16 protein-coding genes are annotated in these 18,178 nt (G+C 69.2%); 11 read left to right on the top strand and 5 right to left on the bottom strand.

All coding sequences use genetic code 11. The features are described from left to right. Window positions 1-40: 40 nt before the first annotated feature. Window positions 41-1,030 (top strand): MBL fold metallo-hydrolase, encoded by a 990-nt coding sequence (locus NXI30_00750; protein ID MCR9092720.1) that lies wholly within the window; start codon window positions 41-43, stop codon window positions 1,028-1,030. On the opposite strand, the gene NXI30_00745 is transcribed toward NXI30_00750, so the two are convergent. From NXI30_00745 to NXI30_00730, 4 genes are all read right to left on the bottom strand, one after another. Then, window positions 1,027-1,647 (bottom strand): HAD family phosphatase, encoded by a 621-nt coding sequence (locus NXI30_00745; GenBank protein MCR9092719.1) that lies wholly within the window; start codon window positions 1,645-1,647, stop codon window positions 1,027-1,029. The two genes, NXI30_00750 and NXI30_00745, sit on opposite strands and share 4 nt — an antisense overlap. A 57-nt stretch (window positions 1,648-1,704) precedes the next feature. Next, window positions 1,705-2,070 (bottom strand): hypothetical protein, encoded by a 366-nt coding sequence (locus NXI30_00740; GenBank protein ID MCR9092718.1) that lies wholly within the window; start codon window positions 2,068-2,070, stop codon window positions 1,705-1,707. Window positions 2,071-2,077: 7 nt separating this feature from the next. Then, on the bottom strand, window positions 2,078-4,567 hold the full coding sequence (locus NXI30_00735; GenBank protein ID MCR9092717.1) for an LTA synthase family protein: 2,490 nt from the start codon (window positions 4,565-4,567) through the stop codon (window positions 2,078-2,080). A 169-nt stretch (window positions 4,568-4,736) separates the two neighbouring features. Then, a complete protein-coding gene (locus NXI30_00730) occupies window positions 4,737-5,699 on the bottom strand; it encodes an ion transporter (protein MCR9092716.1) in 963 nt (320 codons plus the stop codon). A gap of 182 nt (window positions 5,700-5,881) precedes the next feature. Between NXI30_00730 and NXI30_00725 the strand changes: the two genes are divergently transcribed. The 5 genes from NXI30_00725 to NXI30_00705 all read left to right on the top strand — a co-directional run bounded on the left by NXI30_00725 (window position 5,882) and on the right by NXI30_00705 (window position 11,558). Further along, on the top strand, window positions 5,882-7,042 hold the full coding sequence (locus NXI30_00725) for a PLP-dependent aspartate aminotransferase family protein (GenBank protein MCR9092715.1): 1,161 nt from the start codon (window positions 5,882-5,884) through the stop codon (window positions 7,040-7,042). Window positions 7,043-7,131: 89 nt separating this feature from the next. Continuing rightward, the gene (locus NXI30_00720) at window positions 7,132-8,532 is read left to right on the top strand and encodes a TonB-dependent receptor (protein ID MCR9092714.1); all 1,401 of its coding nucleotides are present in this window, start codon (window positions 7,132-7,134) and stop codon (window positions 8,530-8,532) included. A gap of 172 nt (window positions 8,533-8,704) precedes the next feature. After that, entirely contained in the window at window positions 8,705-9,973 is a 1,269-nt protein-coding gene (locus NXI30_00715) for an MBL fold metallo-hydrolase (GenBank protein MCR9092713.1), read from the top strand. A gap of 69 nt (window positions 9,974-10,042) precedes the next feature. Continuing rightward, window positions 10,043-10,786, top strand: coding sequence for an SDR family oxidoreductase (locus NXI30_00710; protein MCR9092712.1), 744 nt, complete (start codon window positions 10,043-10,045; stop codon window positions 10,784-10,786). A 19-nt stretch (window positions 10,787-10,805) separates the two neighbouring features. Further along, window positions 10,806-11,558 (top strand): SDR family oxidoreductase, encoded by a 753-nt coding sequence (locus tag NXI30_00705; protein MCR9092711.1) that lies wholly within the window; start codon window positions 10,806-10,808, stop codon window positions 11,556-11,558. A 95-nt stretch (window positions 11,559-11,653) separates the two neighbouring features. On the opposite strand, the gene NXI30_00700 is transcribed toward NXI30_00705, so the two are convergent. Continuing rightward, a complete protein-coding gene (locus NXI30_00700; protein MCR9092710.1) occupies window positions 11,654-12,646 on the bottom strand; it encodes a serine/threonine protein kinase in 993 nt (330 codons plus the stop codon). 271 nt (window positions 12,647-12,917) lie between these two features. Between NXI30_00700 and NXI30_00695 the strand changes: the two genes are divergently transcribed. The 5 genes from NXI30_00695 (at window position 12,918) to NXI30_00675 (ending at window position 18,137) form a co-directional block, all read left to right on the top strand. Then, the gene (locus tag NXI30_00695; protein MCR9092709.1) at window positions 12,918-14,552 is read left to right on the top strand and encodes a tetratricopeptide repeat protein; all 1,635 of its coding nucleotides are present in this window, start codon (window positions 12,918-12,920) and stop codon (window positions 14,550-14,552) included. Window positions 14,553-14,615: 63 nt separating this feature from the next. Continuing rightward, on the top strand, window positions 14,616-15,083 hold the full coding sequence (locus NXI30_00690; protein MCR9092708.1) for a hypothetical protein: 468 nt from the start codon (window positions 14,616-14,618) through the stop codon (window positions 15,081-15,083). Window positions 15,084-15,265: 182 nt separating this feature from the next. Beyond that, window positions 15,266-15,871 carry an RNA polymerase sigma factor gene (locus tag NXI30_00685; GenBank protein ID MCR9092707.1) on the top strand — a complete coding sequence of 202 codons (606 nt, stop codon included), beginning with the start codon at window positions 15,266-15,268 and terminating at the stop codon, window positions 15,869-15,871. Next, complete coding sequence (locus NXI30_00680; protein ID MCR9092706.1) at window positions 15,868-16,701, top strand: hypothetical protein; 834 nt, start codon at window positions 15,868-15,870, stop codon at window positions 16,699-16,701. The genes NXI30_00685 and NXI30_00680 overlap by 4 nt, the downstream gene beginning before the upstream one ends. Further along, window positions 16,698-18,137 (top strand): S8 family serine peptidase, encoded by a 1,440-nt coding sequence (locus tag NXI30_00675; GenBank protein ID MCR9092705.1) that lies wholly within the window; start codon window positions 16,698-16,700, stop codon window positions 18,135-18,137. Before NXI30_00680 ends, NXI30_00675 begins: the two co-directional genes overlap by 4 nt. Window positions 18,138-18,178 lie beyond the last annotated feature (41 nt).

The raw sequence follows: 18,178 nt of genomic DNA, 5'->3' as shown, positions 1-18,178 counted from the left end.
ATCGGACGGTCGGGCGCGCGGTCCGGAGCACGCGCGACGCATGCCTAGACGTCCTCTCCTGATCTCGGTCGGCCTGGTTCTCGTGCTGGCCATGGCCTTCGGGCTGGCGATCCACAACCGCCATGCGCTGATCGTCCGCGCCATCGCGACGGACGGCCCGCCCCCTCCGCTTCCGAAGACCGACGAGGGGCCCGGCGTTCGTTGGTTCGACGACTGGTTCACCGTCGAGGAGCTCGCGGGCGGCACCTGGGCGATCGGCGAGCCCCGGTACGCCCAGTTCAACTTCAGCTACCTGATCGAGGGGGCGGATCGGGCCGTGCTCTTCGACGCAGGACCCGGCGTACGGGATTTGCGCCCGGTCGCGCGCTCGCTCACGATGCGCCCCATCCTCTTCATCCCCTCGCACTTCCACTACGACCACGTCGGCAACGAGGTCACGTTCGAGGACGTGGCGGTGATCGACCTGCCCGGATTGCGAGAGCGGGCGCCGGACGGACGCCTGGCCCTCTCCTGGGAGGAACATCTGGGGGTGACCGAGGGCGTCGCGCCCGTCCCCCTCGAGGTCGACCGCTGGCTCTCGCCCGGGGAGTCGATCGAGCTCGGCGGGCGGCGCCTCGAGGTGCTCTACACGCCCGGACACACGCCCGACTCGATCTCCCTCCTCGATCGCGAAGCGTCCCTGCTCTTCACGGGCGATTTCCTCTACCCGGGGCCGCTCTTCGCGTTCCTGTCGAACAGCAGCCTCGGCGACTACCAGCGCGCCGCCAGCACGGTGCTGGCGCGCGTCGCCCCGGACGCGCGTCTCTTCGGTGCGCATCGCGTCGAGCCGCCGGGCGCTCCTCGGCTCGCGATGGAGGACGTCCACGATCTCGGCGCGACGTTGCAGGCGCTGTCCCGCGGCGAGCATTCGGGCACCGGAACGTATCCCGTCTCCTACCGGGTCAACGAGCGGATCGACCTCCTGGCCGAGCCCGCCTGGCTCGCGCGCTGGGAAGAGACCCACCCGGGCTTCGGCGCGGAGACGCCCTAGAAGACCCCGTATCGCGTGAGCACCACGCGCGCTTCCTCGGGACCGACGGCCTTTTCGGCCGTCAATCCGGCGCTTCGCGCGCCCTCGACGTTGATCTGGTTGTCGTCGAGAAAGAGCACGCGTCGCGGGTCGCAGCCGAGTCCTTCGACGGTGTGGTCGAAGGCTTCGCGATCGGGCTTCACGAGCCCCATCTCGTACGAGAGGTACTGCTCGTCGAAGAGCGTCATCAGGCCGAACTGCTCTTCGTAGCGTTCGCAGTGGGCGCGGTTGGTGTTCGACAGGCACGCGAGTCGGGTCCGGCCGTGGAGGTCGGCGACGAGCTCGCGCGCGCCGGGCAGGAGTCCCTTCGGCCAGGAGATGAACGCATCGAGGAACTCGTGGGGGGAGGCGGGCATCGCCCAGGTCTCGACCATCCCGCGTGCGAACTCCATCTCCCCGCACTCGCCGCGCTCGTAGCGGCGGACCCAGGGGCAGGAGAGCCAGCGGCGCCAGATCTCGTCCTCGTCCGGCTCGTCGGCGAGCATCGCCATGTCGCCCATGCCGCCGAGGCGGATCAGGACGCCTCCGAGATCGAAGAGCACCACGTCGATTTCGCGGGGGCGGGACGTGTCGGACAAGCAGGGACTCCGGCGCGGGAAGGGGGAGGCTAGCCCACGCCTCGCCCCGGCGACGCGCTAGGTCCCGTCTTCGGCGCGGAGCTGCTCCAGGTAGCGACCGAGCTCCCGGTCGAGGGTCTCCGGGTCGAGGAGTCCGAGCTGGGCGAGGACCTGGCCGAGCGGGAGATGGGTCTCGCGTTGGGTCTCGAGGATCGCGTCGACCTGCTGCGGCTCGAGGTAGCCCTTCGCGACGGCGAGGACGCCGAACCGGACGGGCTCTTTCTCCTGGGTGCGGAGCACGTCGACGACCTGGTCGAGGGTCATCAATCCGAGCTGGTGCGCGAGGCGACCGAAGGAGACGGTCATCTTCGCCTGCTTCTCGAGCGCCTCGAGGAGGGCTTCTTCGCGGAGCAGGCCGCGGTCGACGAGGTACTTCCCGAACACGACGATCTCAGCGCCTCGCCGCCACGCTGTTGCGATCGTTGCGGTGGCTGTACTCGAGGATCTCGAGGCCACGAGGCGCCTGGCCTTCCGGCAGGGGCTCGATCGTCAGCTGGGCCCGGCGGAGGACGAGTCCCGCGATGCCCTCGAGGTCGTTGCGTGCGCCCATGCGTGCGTTCAGTCGCTCGAAGTCCTCGGCGGCGGAGTACTCGTAGACGAGGACGAAGGGCTCGTCGGGCGCCACCGAGCGGCCCGTGAGGGCGAGGTCCACGGTTCGCTCGAGGAATCGGGGCCGCATGCCGAACGTGTCCGAGAGGCCGCGGATCTCCGCGCCCGCGGCGGCCGCCGACCGGTATTCGGCGGTCGACGGCATCGCACGAAGCGGGACCGCCCGGAGCGAGTGGTAGAGGTCGAGCGGAACGTTCCCCTTCACCTCCGCCTCGATCTCGACGCGGGCGACGTACCCCTTCGGCAGGGCCAGGTACTGGTTCGCGAAGACCGGCTGGAAGCTCAGGAAGTCGATGGTGTCGCGACCCTGTTGGTTCCGCTCGCTGCGAGTCCGCGCGAGCTCTTCCCGGAAGTGGTCCGCGTCCAGGATCATCGTCGAGGGCGTTTCGATCAGCGCGTACTCGATCCGCTTCTGGGCGGCGTTCGCATCCTGCAGGACCGGAAGCTCGAGGCTCCGCGCCTGGATCCGGGCGAGCAGGGCCCGACCGGGGTCGGTCGTCGGGACTGCGCTCTCGATCCGTTCGTGTCCCGCGAAGAGAAAGGGCGGATTCGTGAGGCGCGCGCGTTCACAGTCGCTGCGGTCCTCGCTGCAGAAGAGGAGCGTGTCGTCCGCTTCGGCGAGTGCGCTCATGCGCATGTAGGTGTTCGCGAAGGGGACCGCCCGCGGCTGGGCGTATTCGCGGAAGACGCTGCGCCCGCGGAAGTGTCGCGTCTCGTGCTGGAGTCCGAGGAGATCGAGGATCGAGACCGCGACGTCCGTCTGCGAGGTGGGTGTGGTCACGTCCATCTGCTCGCCGGACGGGAGGAGCGTGACGAGGACGCCCCAGGCCTGCGACAGCATCAGCTCGGGATCGCTCAGGTCGCCGCTCCGGGTGTCGAGTCCGAAGGACTCGTCGCTCGTGAGGACGACGACGGTGTCTTCGAGGACGCCTTCGCGTTCGAGGTTCGAAAGGAACTCGTCCAACGCGAAGTCGAGGTACTCGATCGCGCGGGAGAAGCTCGGGACCTCGCCCTCCTCGAGCAGATCTGTCGGCACGTGGAAGGGGTGGTGCGTCCCGCTGGACAGCAGGGTGAGGAACCACGGTTTCTCGCCCCGGTCGAGCTCGTCGATCAAACGCATCGACTGTTGCAGGAACGCGCGATCGTCGACGCCCCAGGCCTGCTTCTCGCTCGAGGCGTCGAAGAACTCGATCCCGTGGAAGCGTTCGAAGCCGGCGAAGGGCATGAACTTGTCCTTCGCCATGAACGAGAGTGGCGCCGACTGGAGGAAGGCGGTCGCGTAGCCGTTGCGGGCCAGCGCGCGGGGGAGGCACTCGGCGTCCTGCCCGATCGCGCCGACGTCCGACATCTTGGGAGCGGCGGTCGTCTGCTTCGGGAGGTCGCCACAGACGAGGGCGTAGAGCCCGCGGTTCGTCTGTCGCTGCTGGTTGGCGAAGTTGACGAGGGTGACGCCTCGGCGACTCGCCCGGTCGAGGGAGGGCAGGCGGGGGCGTTCGCCGTCGAGGCCCTGCATCGCCGCCAGACGATCGACGTAGGCGCCGGAGACGCCTTCGAGGACGACGAGCAAGACGTTCTCGCCGCGATGATCGAGCGGAAGGATCGCCTGTCCGTCGAGGGTCGCAGGGAAGAGCCCCGGGATCGGTCGCTCCGGGGCGGCGACGGCCGTGCCCCCGGCGCTCGTCAGCCAGCGCAGGTTCTCGAGCACGAAGTGCGTCTGGCGCCAGGTCGCCGCGTCGCTCGCGGCCGGGAGCGCGAGGCGCAGGCCGAGGACCACGGCGCCGATCGCGACGAGGGCGGTTGCGCGGTGTCCATCGAAGCGGCGTCGCGTGGATGCGAAGCCGGCGGCGGCCGTCGCGGCGAAGAGGAGGGCGAGAGCGAGGGGATGGCTCAGGTGCGTCGCCGACCCGGAGACGAAGGTGTCGTCGAAGAGGAAGGCGATGTTCGCCGCACCGAGCAGCGTGCCCAGATTGCGCACGTGCTCGAGGTTGGCGTTGTTGCCGAAGACCCAGAGCGCGACGAGCGGCACCGCGACGGCCAGGGCACGGGTTCGACCGAGCAGCAGGTTCGCGCCGGCGACGAGGCCGGCGAGGGCGAGGGCGAGCCCGAGGTCGGCGAGCAGGCCGCGGACGTCGCCGTAGCCGATCGAGACGTTCGCGTGAGCGGCCTGCAAGCCCCGAAAGGCCAGAGGCGAGACGACCATCGCGAGCGTCAGCAGGACGAAGTCCGCCGCTCGCGCTTCCTCGACCGTCTGGTTCGGCTCTTTTTCGGACACGTCCGGGCTCCCGTCTGGGGGACGTGCACAGAGGCCGGCTCCCCGCCTTCTACATCGACCGGGAGACCGCGAACTGAACCGGATTCGTGAGCGCGGACGGGGAGATTGGGCGTCGCTTGCCGTATCCGGGCGACCCGGCCGGCGAGGACGCTTCGTCGCGTCGAAAAGCCTACGACCCGCCCAGGGCCTTGCCGCAGTGGGGGCAGGCGCCGGTGTGGTCCATCAGGTCCTGGCGGCGCATCGCAGCGGCGATGATCTCTTCCGCGACCTCGGGCTCCACGTAGAGCTGCTCCGCGAGCTCGGCGTAGGCGTGGGCTTCGTCCGCGGTCACGATGCCGTCCGCTGCCGCCTCGATCGCCTCCTCCTTCAGGGTCTCCTCGTTCCGGTCCATGATGTGCGCGAACCCGGAGGCGAAGAGGGAGGTCGGGAGGGCGACCATCGCGATGCCGACCATCTGGATCGCGGACGCGAGGATCTTGCCGAGGGGCGTGGTCGGGGTGACGTCGCCGTAGCCGACGGTCGTCAGCGTGCAGACGGCCCACCACATCGCCGCGGGGATCGAGCCGAACGCATCGGGCTGGGCGCGGTTCTCGGCGACGTACACGAAGCTCGCCGAGAGGACGATCGCGACCGCCATCACGAAGAAGGACGCGGTCAGGGCGGCGCGCTGGAGGCGGTAGACCTCGGAGAGGCGACCGAGCGCCGCCGAGTAGCGGGTCAGCTTCACGATTCGGAGCAGGCGTAGGACGCGAAGGAATCGAAGGTCGAGGGCGAAGAACGCGGAGAGATAGAAGGGGGCGATCGCGAGCACGTCGACGATCGCCATCGGCGAGCCGAGGTAGCGGAGGCGCCGAGCGAGGGCGTGTTCGCGAGGGGACGCATCGGAGGCCACGGACCAGAAGCGCAGCAGGAACTCGGCCGAGAAGGCCGCGACGGAGACTTTCTCGAAGGCGATGAAGAGATCCTGATAGGCGCGCCCGATCGAGGGGACCGACTCGAGCACGACCGCGACGACGTTCCCGAGCACGAGGCCCATGATCATCACGTCGATCGTGCGCGAGAGCTCGTCGCCCTCGGCGCCCGTCTCGAGGACCTCGAACGTGCGTCTGCGAACGGCCGCCAGGGACTCCATGTCCGGGCTTTCGGCCCGCCGGACATCCAACGCAAGCGTGGATGCGTTCCATGCCCGGGAACGGGGGCGCGCCTGCGGGTTTCTCCGGAGCGGGAGTCGGGTCAAGGGACGACGCGCCTTCGCTATCGTCCGGCGCTTCGATCGGACCCCGCACGACGCGCGGGGTCGGGAGCAAGGCCCTCATGAAGTTCGAGACCCGCGCGATCCACGTTGGCCAGGAGCCCGACGAGCAGACCGGTGCCGTCATGCCGCCGATCTATGCCACGTCGACCTTCGCGCAGACCGGCCCCGGCGAGACCCGCGGCTACGACTACACGCGTTCCGGCAACCCCAACTTCACGCGCCTGGGCCGGACCCTCGCGAGCCTCGAAGGCGGTGAGTTCGCGACCGTGTTCGGGAACGGGATGGCCGCCATCACCGCCGTCCTGTCGACGCTGTCGAGCGGCGATCTCGTCCTCGCGGAGGAGAACGTCTACGGCTGCACCTTCCGCATCTTCGCGCAGGTCTTCGAGAAGTTCGGCCTGCGCGTGCGCTACGTCGACTTCGCGGACGAATCGCAGCACGCGGCGATCGCGGAGGAGGCGCCGGCCCTCGTCTGGCTCGAGTCGCCGACGAACCCGATGCTCAAGATCCTCGACATCGCGGCGATCTCGGCGGAGGCGGCGAAGGTCGGGGCGCCCGTCCTCGTCGACAACACCTTCGCCTCTCCCTATTTCCAGCGTCCCCTCGAGCTCGGGGCGACGCTCTCGCTCTCGAGCACGACGAAGTACGTGAACGGGCACTCGGATTGTCTGGGGGGCGTCGTCGTGACCAACGATCCCGCCTGGCAGGAGAAGATGATCTTCGCCCAGAAGGCGGTCGGCCTGAATCCGTCGCCCTTCGATACCTGGCTCGTCCAGCGTGGCGTCAAGACGCTGGCCCTCCGGATGAACCAGCACCACGCGAACGCCCTGGCGATCGCCGAGAAGCTCGAGGGCTGCGCTTCGGTGAAGTGGGTACGCCATCCCTTCCTGGCCTCGCACCCGCACGTGGACGTGGCGAAGAAGCAGATGAGCGGGGGCTCCGGGATCGTGACCCTCGAGCTCGATGCGGATCTCGAAACGACGACGGCCTTCGTCTCCGGACTGGAGGTCTTCGCCCTGGCCGAGAGCCTCGGCGGGATCGAGAGCCTGATCGACCATCCGGCGTCGATGACCCACGCGAGCATCCCGCGGCCCGAACGGGAGAAGGTGGGCATCCGGGACGGGCTCGTGCGGCTCTCGGTCGGGATCGAGCACGTCGACGATCTGCTCGACGATCTCGATCAGGCGCTCGCCTCCGCGGGGCTCACCGGCCTCGGGTAGCGCGCTCGGCGCCCCTTCTCGCTCGTTCGGATGGGAATCCTGCTTCGGGCATGGCACTTTCCAGCCGATGGGCCCATTGTGGAGGTGACGTGTCCGAGCCGATGACAACGCAGGCGAAGGCGCTCGCGCTCAATCTCGATCCCGGGATCTACGGCAGCTTCGCGGAGATCGGCGCCGGTCAGGAGGTCGGCCGCTGGTTCTTCCGCGTGGGGGGTGCCGCCGGGACGATCGCGAAGACCATGTCGGCCTACGACAAGAAGGTCAGCGACGCGATCTACGGGACCGCCGAACGCTACGTCTCGAGCGGTCGGCTGATCGCCATGCTCGACCACGAGTACGATCTGCTCATCGAGCGCCTCGACCCCGAGCGCGGAGAGGAGAGCGCGTTCTTCGCCTTCGCCGACACGGTCACGGCCCAGAACTATCGCGGGGACGCAGACTGCGACGGATGGATGGGGATCCGCTTCCAGGACCATCCCCAGTCCGAATCGAACCAGATCATCCTCCACACCCGGATGCTCGACCCGGATGGAATCATGCAGCAGGAGGCCCTCGGCATCCTCGGCGTGAACCTGATCTACGGCGCCTTCAAGCACCACGACCGACCCGAGATCCTCCTCGGTTCGCTCCTCGACAACCTGGGTCGACGCCGGATCGAGATCGACATGATCGAGTTCAGCGGGCGGGCCTTCGAGGACATCGACCACCGGCTGCTGAGCCTGCGGCTCGTCGAGTACGGCTTGTCGAAGGCCGCGATGTTCTCGGCCAAGGGCGAAGTCCTGCGCCCTTCGGAGATGCTCTACAAGAAGCCGGTGATCCTCCAGCGGGGTCGCTTCCGTCCTCCGAACCTGGTTCACGCCGACATCCAGCGCCGGGCCTTCGAGCGCTTCGCGGCCGATCCGGAGGTCGACGCGTCGAAGATCGTGTCGCTGCTCGAGATCTCGGTCGGTGAGCTCCGGAAGACCGCCGAGGTCGGCGTGCAGGACTTCCTCGATCGACTCGACGCGCTGACCGCGAGCAACCAATCGGTGATCGTCTCCGACTATCCGGAGTACTACCTCGTCGCCGAGTACCTCGCGCGCTACTCGGCGACGCAGATCGCGCTCCCGATGGGCATCGGAAACTTCACGGAGCTGATCCGCGAATCGAGATACGAGCACCTCCCGGGTGGGCTCCTCGAGGCGACCGGCCGGCTGATGGGGCAGGGCGTGAAGGTCTACGTCTATCCCTGGCTCGACTCCGAGACGGGGAAGCGACTCGCGCTGGACACGATCGAAATGCCCGACACCGTCCGGCAGCTCTTCGACTACCTCCGCGATCGCGGCTACGTCCAGCCGCTCGAGGGCCTCTCGGACGACGCGCTCCGGGTGAAGTCCGACCACATCTACCAGTGGATTCGCGACGGAAACCCGCGTTGGGAGAAGCACGTCGAGCCGGGCGTCGCCGAGGTGATCCGCAAGGGCCGTCTCTTCGGCTACAGCGGAGACTGATCCTCCCTCCATCTCCATCTCCATCGCCGGTGGGTGCTCGCCGAAGTCTCCTCGTTCCCGAGCGCCTGGACGGACGCGCTCGATCCCGCCCGCTTGGCCAGCTTCTGGCCGTCGTTGTATCAATGGTCCTCCTGTTTTCCGGCCCCGCGCGGGTCGTTGCCGGAGGTTCCGCATGTCTGCCCTCGTCGACGAAGAGCCGATCTGGAAATCCCGTCCGGGCGAGATGTTCGCTGCGGTCGTCGGGACCGAGAAGATCAACGACTTCATCCACCTCTCCGAGGGGCTGTCCAACAGCTTCCTGATCACGACCGACGAAGGGAACATCATCGTCAACACCGGGATGTTCTTCGAAGCGCCCTATCACCGGGACAGCTATCGCGCCGTCAGTCAGGCGGAGACCCGGTACATCATCTTCACGCAGGGACACGTCGATCACGTCGGGGGGACCGACTTCCTGCGCGACGACTCGACCGAGGTCATCGCGCAGGCCGGCAACGTCGAGCACCAGGCATACGACAAGCGGCTGTTCAGGTTCCGTGCCTCCCGATCGGGCTTCGCGTTCCTGCAGAAGAACGGCGCGACGATCCGACAGGCGATGGCGGACTACGGCGAGCTGCCCGCACAGGCGGAGCCGGTCCCGGACATCACCTTCGAGGACGAATACGCCTTCACCCTCGGCGGCCTGCGCGTCGAGCTGATCGCCGTCCCGGGCGCCGAGACCAACGACTCGCTGATCGTCTGGCTGCCCGACCACGAGATCTGCTTCGTGGGCAATCTCTTCGGCTGCCTGATCGGTCACATCCCGAACCTCGTGACCGTTCGCGGCGATCGCTACCGGGACGCGCTGACCTGCGCCGCGGCCTGCGACGTCGTGGCGGCGCTCCAGCCGAAGCTCCTGCTGCCGGGCCACCACGGCCCGATCGAGGGCAAGGCGCTGATCCAGCGCGAGCTCGCTCGGATTCGCGACGCGACGCTCTACGTGCACGACGAGACGGTGAAGGGGATGAACGAGGGCAAGGACCTCTTCACCCTCAAGCAGGAGATCCAGCTCCCGCCGGAGCTCGCCGTCGGCGAAGGCTACGGCATGGTGCGCTGGGACGTGCAGGCGATCTGGGAGCACTACGCCGGCTGGTTCCACCACGAATCCACGACCGAGCTCTACTCGGTTCCCCAGCGGTCGATCCACGGCGACCTGATCGAGCTCGCGGGCGGGCAGGACGCGATCGTCGAACGCGCTCGCGCGCGCTTCGGGGCGGGGGATCGGGAGGAAGCACTGCATCTGCTGGATGTCCTCTTCTCGCAGGAGGAGCCGAGCGCGGCGGCGCTCGAGCTCGGGATCGAGATCCACGAAGCGCTGCAGCCCGAGAGCACGAATTTCTGGCTCTCCGCCTGGCTTCGGAACGAGACGGGAAAGCTCGGCGAGCGCCTGAAGGCGCTCTAGAACCGACGGGCATGGACGAGAAACGACGCGGCGCCGCGCGACGGCGCCGGGGCGGGAGGCGAGGGAACGATGAAGGTTGAGACGAGCTTCGATTTCGGCGGGGCGACGGTCCTCGTCACCGGTGGCTCGAACGGGATCGGCCTGGGAATCGCCCGGGCCTTCGCGGAAGCCAACGCGCAGGTGACCGTGACCGGCCGGCGCGCCAGCGCTTCGGAATACGAATCGGACCTCTCGGGCTTCGGCTACCGGCAGGCGGAGATGACCGACGAGGCGGGGCTCGACGAGCTCGCGGCTTCCTTCGATTCCCTCGACGTACTCGTGAACAACGCGGGGGCGTCGCTCATGGCGGAGAACGAGTGGGAGCCCGAGGTGTTCCAGCGCGCGGTGTCGCTCCATCTCTTCGGGTCGTTCCGACTCGCGGTGAGGCTCAAGGACCGGATCTCGCAGAGCGCGATCGAGGGCGGGGGGAGCGTGCTGAACATGGCGAGCATGTCCGCGTTCCGCGCCGTGACCGTCGTGCCGGGCTACGGCGCGGCGAAGGCGGCGGTCGTGCAGATGACGAAGAACATGGCGGCGGCCTGGGCGCAGGAGAACGTCCGCGTGAACGCTGCCGCGCCGGGTCTCGTCCTGAGCAACATGACCGAAGGCATGAGGGGAACCGAGTTCGAGGATCCCGAGATCGAACGCACGCCCATGAAGCGTTGGGGGACGCCGGAGGACGTGGCGCCGCTCTACGTCTTCCTGGCGAGCCCGCTCGCGAAGTTCATCACCGGTCAGACGATCTGCGTCGACGGCGGGCAGTCGTGCTGCTGAAGGGCCGAGGAGGATCGCGATGAGTCTCGAAGGCAAGGTCGCCGTCGTCACCGGATCCGCCGGGGGCATCGGGCGTGCCTGCGCGATCCGCCTGGCCCGCGACGGGGCGGAGGTCGGCGTGCTCGACCTGAAGGAGGAGGCGCTCGCCGAGACGCAGTCGCTGGTCGAGCAGGAGGGGCGACGCTGTGAGGCAATCGCGGTCGATCTGACCGATCGCGAGGCGACCTCGGCGGCCTTCGATCGCCTGCGGGAGGCGCTCGGCTTCCTCGAGATCCTGCACAACAACGCGGGCGGCGCCGCCGGTGGGACGCCGAAGACGTTCCCGAAGGCCGATGCGGCGCAGTGGGACGCCTATCTCGATCTCAATCTACGCGTCGCCGCGGATTGCAGCCGGCTGGTTCTTCCGGAGATGATCGAGCGGGGTGCCGGTCGGATCATCAACACCAGCTCGGAGCGGGCTTTCCTGTCCGCGCCGGGGATGACCGAGTACTCCGCGGCGAAGGCGGGTCTGCTCGGCTTCACGAAGGCCCTGGCGCTCGACGTCGCGAAGCACGGCATCACCGTGAACGCCGTCTGCCCCGGCATCATCCGCACGCCGCTCACCGACGCGATGCCGAAGGAGCGCATCGAGAAGTCGATCGCCTCCGTCCCGGCCGGCCGGATCGGTGAGCCCGAGGACATCGCCCACGCCGTCTCGTTCCTCGCGAGCCCGGGCGCCTCGTACGTCACGGGAGAGCACCTGCTCGTCACGGGTGGGCGGACGATTCACTGATTATCGGTCGGCGCGAAGCGCCTCTCGTCGCGTCCTTTCTGGGACGCGACTCGCGCTGAGGGCTCGGGTCTCGGATCGGCGGGTTCGGCGAACGCCTAACTCGTCTCGGAGGCCCAGCGGAGGCGCCAGCTGCGGAGCTGGGCGACGAGGCGGCGGGCCGACTGGATTCGCTCGTCGGGGTCCTTGGCGATGCACTGCATGCAGATGTCTTCGAGCGCCTGAGGGATGTCGCGGTCCGGGGCGACTTCGGAGGGTTTCGGCGGCAGGTCGTTGCGGACCTGGGCGAGCACCTCGGAAACCTTCTCGCCCTCGAAGGTCGTGCGGCCGGCGAGGATCTCGTAGAGCACGGCGCCCATCGAGTAGACGTCGGAGCGATGGTCGAGGTCCTTCGACTGCTCGACCTGCTCCGGCGACATGTAGTGGGCGGTGCCCTGCAGCTTGCCCTGGGCCGTGAGCGACGGGTCGGCGTCGCCGAGGAGCGGCATCTCCGGCGTCTCCTCCGGCGCTTCGCTCCAGACCTTCGCGAGGCCCCAGTCGAGGAGCAGGACCTCGCCGAAGGGGCCCATCAGGATGTTGGCGGGCTTCACGTCACGATGGACGACGCCGTGGCTATGGGCGTAGTCGAGGGCGTTCGCGACCTGGATGAGGAGCGTCACCATGCGGTGGAAGCCGTATCCGTCGACCGCCTGGGTGCCCTCTTCGATCGAGAGGTCGATCACCTCGCGAAGCGTGTAGCCCTCGACGAGCTTCATCGTGAAGTAGTAGTGGCCGCGGTTGTCTCGGGAGAGTTCGTAGATCGGGATCGTGTTGGGATGCTGGAGCATCGCCGTGACCCGCGCCTCGCGCAGGAAGCGGTTCTGTTCGAAGGGGTCGTCGGCGATCTCCTTCAGCAGGCTCTTGTAGGCCACGACCCGGGAAAGGTGATAGTCCTTGCAGGATTGGATCAGGCACTTGCCGCCCTTCGCGATCGTCTTGAACTGCGTGTACCGCATGTCTGTGTTGCGGACGTGCTTCGGCAGATCGAGGTCCGTGTCCTCGATGTGGATGACGGGATACTTGTCCTGGGGATGCGGGAAGAGCCTGGCCATGATGTGCGGCGCCCTCCTGGCGACGGTGAGCGGACCGGGCGGAAGCGGGGGCGTGCGCCGGCCCTTGGTGTCCTGGATCGGAACTTAGCCCACGAAAGTCTTGGCATTCCGTCGCCTTCCCGGTTTCGCATCGATGTGTCTCGCTGTCCCGACCGGGGTACCTTCGCGCGACGAACCCGAGGCCAGGATCGGGATCGCTCACGACTCTGCACCCGACCCGAGGATCCGACCCCGTTTGCCCTTGCCGCGCCCGATGCTCCCCGCCGCTCCCGTGAAGCGACCCGCTGACGGATGCGTCGCCGTCTTCCCCGTCGGCGCCGTTCGGCTCGCGACCCTCGTCGTCGTGACGATCGGTTTCGTCGCGTTCACGGCCGTCGCAGACGAGGCGGAGCGTTCGCTCGGACTGCGGCTCGCCGACGAGGGACGATGCGGGCCGGCCCTCGAGGTGCTCGCGCGGGTGCAGGGCGACCCGGCCGACGACGCGGAAGTCGCGCTTCGCGACGGGCTCTGCTCGATCCGTCTCCAGGACTTCCGTCGTGCGATCGCGAGTCTCGAGGACGCCCGGGACCTCGACCCGCTCGTCCCTGGGGTCGATCTCTTTCTGGGGATGGCCTACTACCACGCGGGTCGGATCGACGACGCGGCGGAGGCCCTGACGCGGGCGGGGGCGAGCGACGGGGATCGCGCGGAGTTCCTGCTCTACTCGGGACTCGTGGCCTACGCACAGACCGACTACGTGGCATCGGTGGGTCGGCTCGACGCGGCCTCGCAGCTGTCGGAGGCGCCGGTCGAGCCGATGGCCTCGTTCTTCCTGGGGCGCGCGCGGCTGGGTGCCGAGGAACCGGTGCGTGCGCGCGAGGCCTTCGAGAAGGTCGTGCAGGAGCATCCCGGAACGCCGTGGGCGACCGAAGCGGCGCGGGCGCTCGAAGAGATGGAGAGCGGGGGCGACGTTCCCTGGTGGGTGACGGCGGAGCTCGGCCTCGAGGTCGATGACAATGCGCTTCTCCGCGGACGCGGCGTCGGCCTGCCGAGCGAAGTGTCCGGCCAGAGCGACGTTCGTGGTTTCTGGTTCCTCGACGCCGGCGCTTCTTTCCTCGAGTTCGAGGAGGTGACCGGTGGCGGGACGCTCCGCTTCGCCGGCTCCGAGCACGTCGATCTCGAGCAGTTCGACACGCTCGCCCCCGGACTCACCTTCTGGCTCGATCGCGCGATCCCGGAGACCGACGCCTCGCTGCGTCTGCAGTACGACTTCGACGCGCCGTTCATCGACGCGCCGCGCGACCAGAACCTCGACCCCTTCGTGATCAGCCACGTCGTCGGTGCCTCGATCTTCAAGCCGTGGAAGGGCGGGCAGTACACGATCCTGGGGACCTCCGTCGGCGTCGACGACTACAAGTACGAGCGCTTCGATCTCGCGCTGCCGCCGCCCGACCGGAACGAGGAGGAGGCGACCGACCGCGACGGGGTCGGCGTGAGCGCGAGCGCGCTCCACCACGCCCCGCTCGCGCTACGGGTTCCCGGCGTCGAAGACGGGTGGCTCGAAGGCGAGTACCGTTACCAGCGCTATTGGAGCGAGGGCAGCGAATACGACCATCAACGCCACCAGATCGAGGTCGGGGTCGGTGCGACGCTGCCCTTCGAGATCGGTCTGCGGGTGAGCGGTCGCTACGCCTGGGTGCCCTATGGCAATCCGACGGTCTTCCCGGATCCGGGCACGCTCGTACCAGACGACGACGATCGCGAAGAGCACGAGACGGGCGTTCGGATCTCCCTCTCGCGGGCGATCGGCGAGCACCTGCGGGTCACGGCCCGCTACAGCCGGACCCGCAATCGCTCGAGCGCCGAAGTCTTCGACTACACCCGGGATCTCTTCGGGCTCTCGGTCCGGGTCGGCCTCGGTGGCTGAAGTGGTGGTTGAAATGGTGGTTTTTGCACCCATATGGGCCCCAGGTCCTGCTAGGATGCCGGCATGCGACCCTCCCTCCTGACGCGGAAGTGCGCCTTCGTCGCGGCCTCGATCTTCTGGATCGCGTCGAGCGCCACCGCCGAGCTGCCTGCGGGTCTGGCCCCGCCCGGCCCCTGCGCGGAGCCGCGGGAAGCGGTGTCGGGAACGGCGGCTCCCGGGAGTGGGAGCGCCTCTCCGATGGACATGGTCGGTCCGCTCCAGAGCTTCTTCAGCCCGAACGACGTCGCTGCGGCGCCCGGGGCGCCGGCACGCCCGGCGCCGAGCGCCGCCACGGCGGTTCGCTATCCGGGCGCCTGCGAGGCTGGGGGCTCCGCCTGCCAGCGAGCCCTCGCGGATTCGCCCGGGACTCGCCCCGTGATCCCGGGACCGCGCGGCGGCTCGACCGAGCCCGGCTTCGGCCTGCCCGGCGCCCCGCCGCCGCCCGAACCGCGACCGGTCGTCCCCGGTGGCCGCCCCGCCCGCGCACGCTAGACCCGCGGGGCAATCATCCGGGACGGGCCGGGTCCCAACGTCCGCGAGGTCCGCTGCTCGCGCGTTTCCGGGTAACCTCGGTCGTGTGAGCCGGCCCTTCCGGAGGGGCGGGTTTTCTTCACGGACCGGAGCGGTTTCGGGCACCCGATCGCCGCTCGCGACGACCTACGGAAACGACTCGGATGAATCAGAAGGCGGAGGGCCGGAACGACCAGGACGCGCAGCTGCTCGAGGCCGTGGCCGCCCGTCGGGACCGGGACGCGTACCGGTCGCTCTTCGACCGTTACTACCCGCGCGTTTTCGTCTTTGTACGTCGTAGGTTGGAGGATCAGGAACTGGCGCGAGAGATCACCAGCGACGTCTTTCTCGAGGTCTGGGCGAGCGCCCCGACCTTTCGGGGCGAATCGAAGATCTCGAGCTGGATCTTCGGCATCGCGCGCTTCAAGTGCCTCGAGGCCCTGCGCCAACGCGGCCGCTTGAAGCGTTCGCGGGTGATCGCGACCGAAGACGAGGTGATCGCGCAGGTCCCGGAAGAGCGTGCATCGGCGACTCAGCTGGATGCACGGGAAGAATTGCGGCGCGTCGGGCGGATGCTCGACCGGATCCCTTCCGATCAGCGGGATGCGCTCCTCTGGACGGTGATCGAGGGGCAGTCCCTGGAAGAAGTGGCGGAGCGGCAGCGGGTCACGCGGGAGACCGTGAAGACCCGGGTTTCGCGGGCGCGACGCGCGCTCCGACGGATGATGGGCTCGGCGCCGGAGGGCGCGATGGATCAGGAGGGGGCATGACGAGAGAGGCGCGATCGATTCGCTGTCCGCAGAGCGTTCTCGGCTGGATTCCCTGGTACGGGGAGACCGACGAGCGAGGCGAACGCCTGCTCGACGCCCGGCAGCGGGGCGCCGTCGAGGCCCACGCCGCGGAGTGCGCGGACTGTCGCGCCGAGCTCGACATGATCTCCGGCGCGCCCTTCGAGATCGATGTCGCCCTGCCGGATCCCGACCGGGTCTTCGACGAGATCACGGCGCGAATCGACGCCGGCGAGGCCGATGGAGTCGACACGGCCCCCCCGTTTCCCGCGCCGTCCGCCTCGCCCGCCGAGGCGGAGGTCGTCCCGATCGAAGCCGCCGCGCCGCTGACCGAGGACGAAGTCCGCGAGCTGACCCGCTGGGTGCTGAGCGAAGAGCGTGAGCGGGAAGCGGAGATCCGAACGGATTCCGCGGTGGACGACGTCGTCCGCGGCCCCTGGGGCATCCGTCCGGTTCAGATCGCCGCCGCGGCCGCCGCGATCTTCGGCCTCGGCCTCCTCGGCGGCGCCGTGGTCGAGAACCCCTTCGTGCAGAGCGCCGACTACACCCTCGCGTCGGCGCCGGCGGAAGTCGCTTCCGGCGCGCTCCTCGACGTGGTCTTCGTCGAAGGCGTGACCGCCCGGGAGATCGGGGAAGGGCTGCGCGCGGCGGGGCTCGAGATCGTGTCCGGTCCGTCCAGCGTGGGTCGGTACCGTCTGCGCGCGACGGGCATCGAAGGGCCCGAAGCCGAGGCGGACCTCCAGGTGATCGCGTCCCGACTCAGGGAGGGGCCGACGCCGCTCGCCCTCTTCGCGGAGCCTGCCTCGCCATGATCCGACGTTCCCTGCAGCTCGCGCTCGTCGCAGCGGCGTGCCTCTTCGGCACGCCGTTCGTCGCGTTTGCAGGGGACGATTCCCTTTGTGGTCCGTTCGCGCTGGGCGCCGCCGCGCAGGCGGTGAGCGAGCTCGCCGAACCCGGGATCAGCGCGGGCCGTACGGCCGGCGATCCCGGCTCGATCGTGCCGCTGCCGGCGCCGGGAACGACGGGTGCTTCGCCCGCGGCGGGCGGTCCGAGCGAAGCGATCCTCGCGCTGCCGAAGGACCCGTCGGGTCAGCTTCCGCAGGACCTCGAGCTCGCGCCCGACACCCGCGTCGCCGACAGCTACTGGAGCCCGGTGGTCTGCGCGACGGTGGCGAGGATCGCCGGCCCGCCCGGAACGCCGATCGACCAGCTCGTGACCGTCCTGCCCGACGGCAGCGCCCTCGTGCCGAACGACGTCTACGCGAGCGCTGCGGCGGAGATCGAGACCCTCGACGCGCCCGACACCGCGGAGGTCGAGCCCGACCCCTACGCCAGCCTGCAATACGGCCTGGCGGTCACCGGCGTGCGCGAGGCACGCATGATCTCGAGCGGCGAGGGCGTGACCGTCGCGCTCCTCGACTCCGCACCGGAAACCGAGCACCGCGACCTCTCCGCCGCCCGGATCGTGCCGCTCGCCAGCGGACCGGCGCGAGAGGTCGGCGTCCACGGCACGCTGATGGCCGGCGTGATCAACGCGATCGAAGACAACGGCTTCGGAATCGCCGGGGTCGCTCCGGGGGCGGCGCTCGTCTCGATCCCCGTCTGCCGTCCGACGGCCGGCGCGGGCGGGCGCTGTACGATCTACGACCTGCTCCAGGGCCTCGACCAGGCCTGGGACGCCCAGGCGCAGATCGTGAACCTCTCGCTCTCGGGGCCGGCGAACGTCCTGCTCGAGCGGGGTGTCGCCCGCCTCGAGGAGCTCGGGGCCGTCGTCGTGGCCGCCGCCGGGAACGAAGGGACGCGCGATCGCCGCTATCCCGCGGCCTATCCCTCCGTGATCGGGGTGGGCGCAGTGGATCGCGAGGGCCGGCTCTTCGAGGCGAGTAATCGCGGACCCTGGGTCGAGCTGATGGCGCCCGGCGTCGATGTCCTCTCGACGGTCCCTGGGAGCGCCTTCGCGTTCGGGAACGGGACGAGCCTCGCAGCCGCCCACGTGACCGGCTCGCTGGCCGTGCTCACGAGCGTGACCGGGGATCCGAAGCTCGCGCGCGGCGAGCTCTTCCGTGCGGCGGGCGCCGGCGCGGCGGGTCGCTCGATTCCCCCGGTGTGCGAGGTCCTGGCGCGCCTCGAGCGTGCCTGCGAGGCACCCGCGCCCGCAGCGCCTGCGGCGCCCACGACGTCTGCGGCGCCCGCAGCGCCCACGACGTCTGCGGCCCCCGCAACGTCCACGGCGCCCGCGGCAGACTGAAGCGGCGCGAGACGGTCGGGATCGCAGGGTCCCGCAGGCGG

The organism is bacterium, from assembly GCA_024742285.1.
In the GTDB taxonomy this organism is placed as follows: domain Bacteria; phylum Myxococcota_A; class UBA9160; order UBA9160; family UBA4427; genus UBA4427.
The sequence above is the reverse complement of the archived record's forward strand: the minus strand, read 5'-3'. Positions and strand labels throughout refer to the sequence as shown.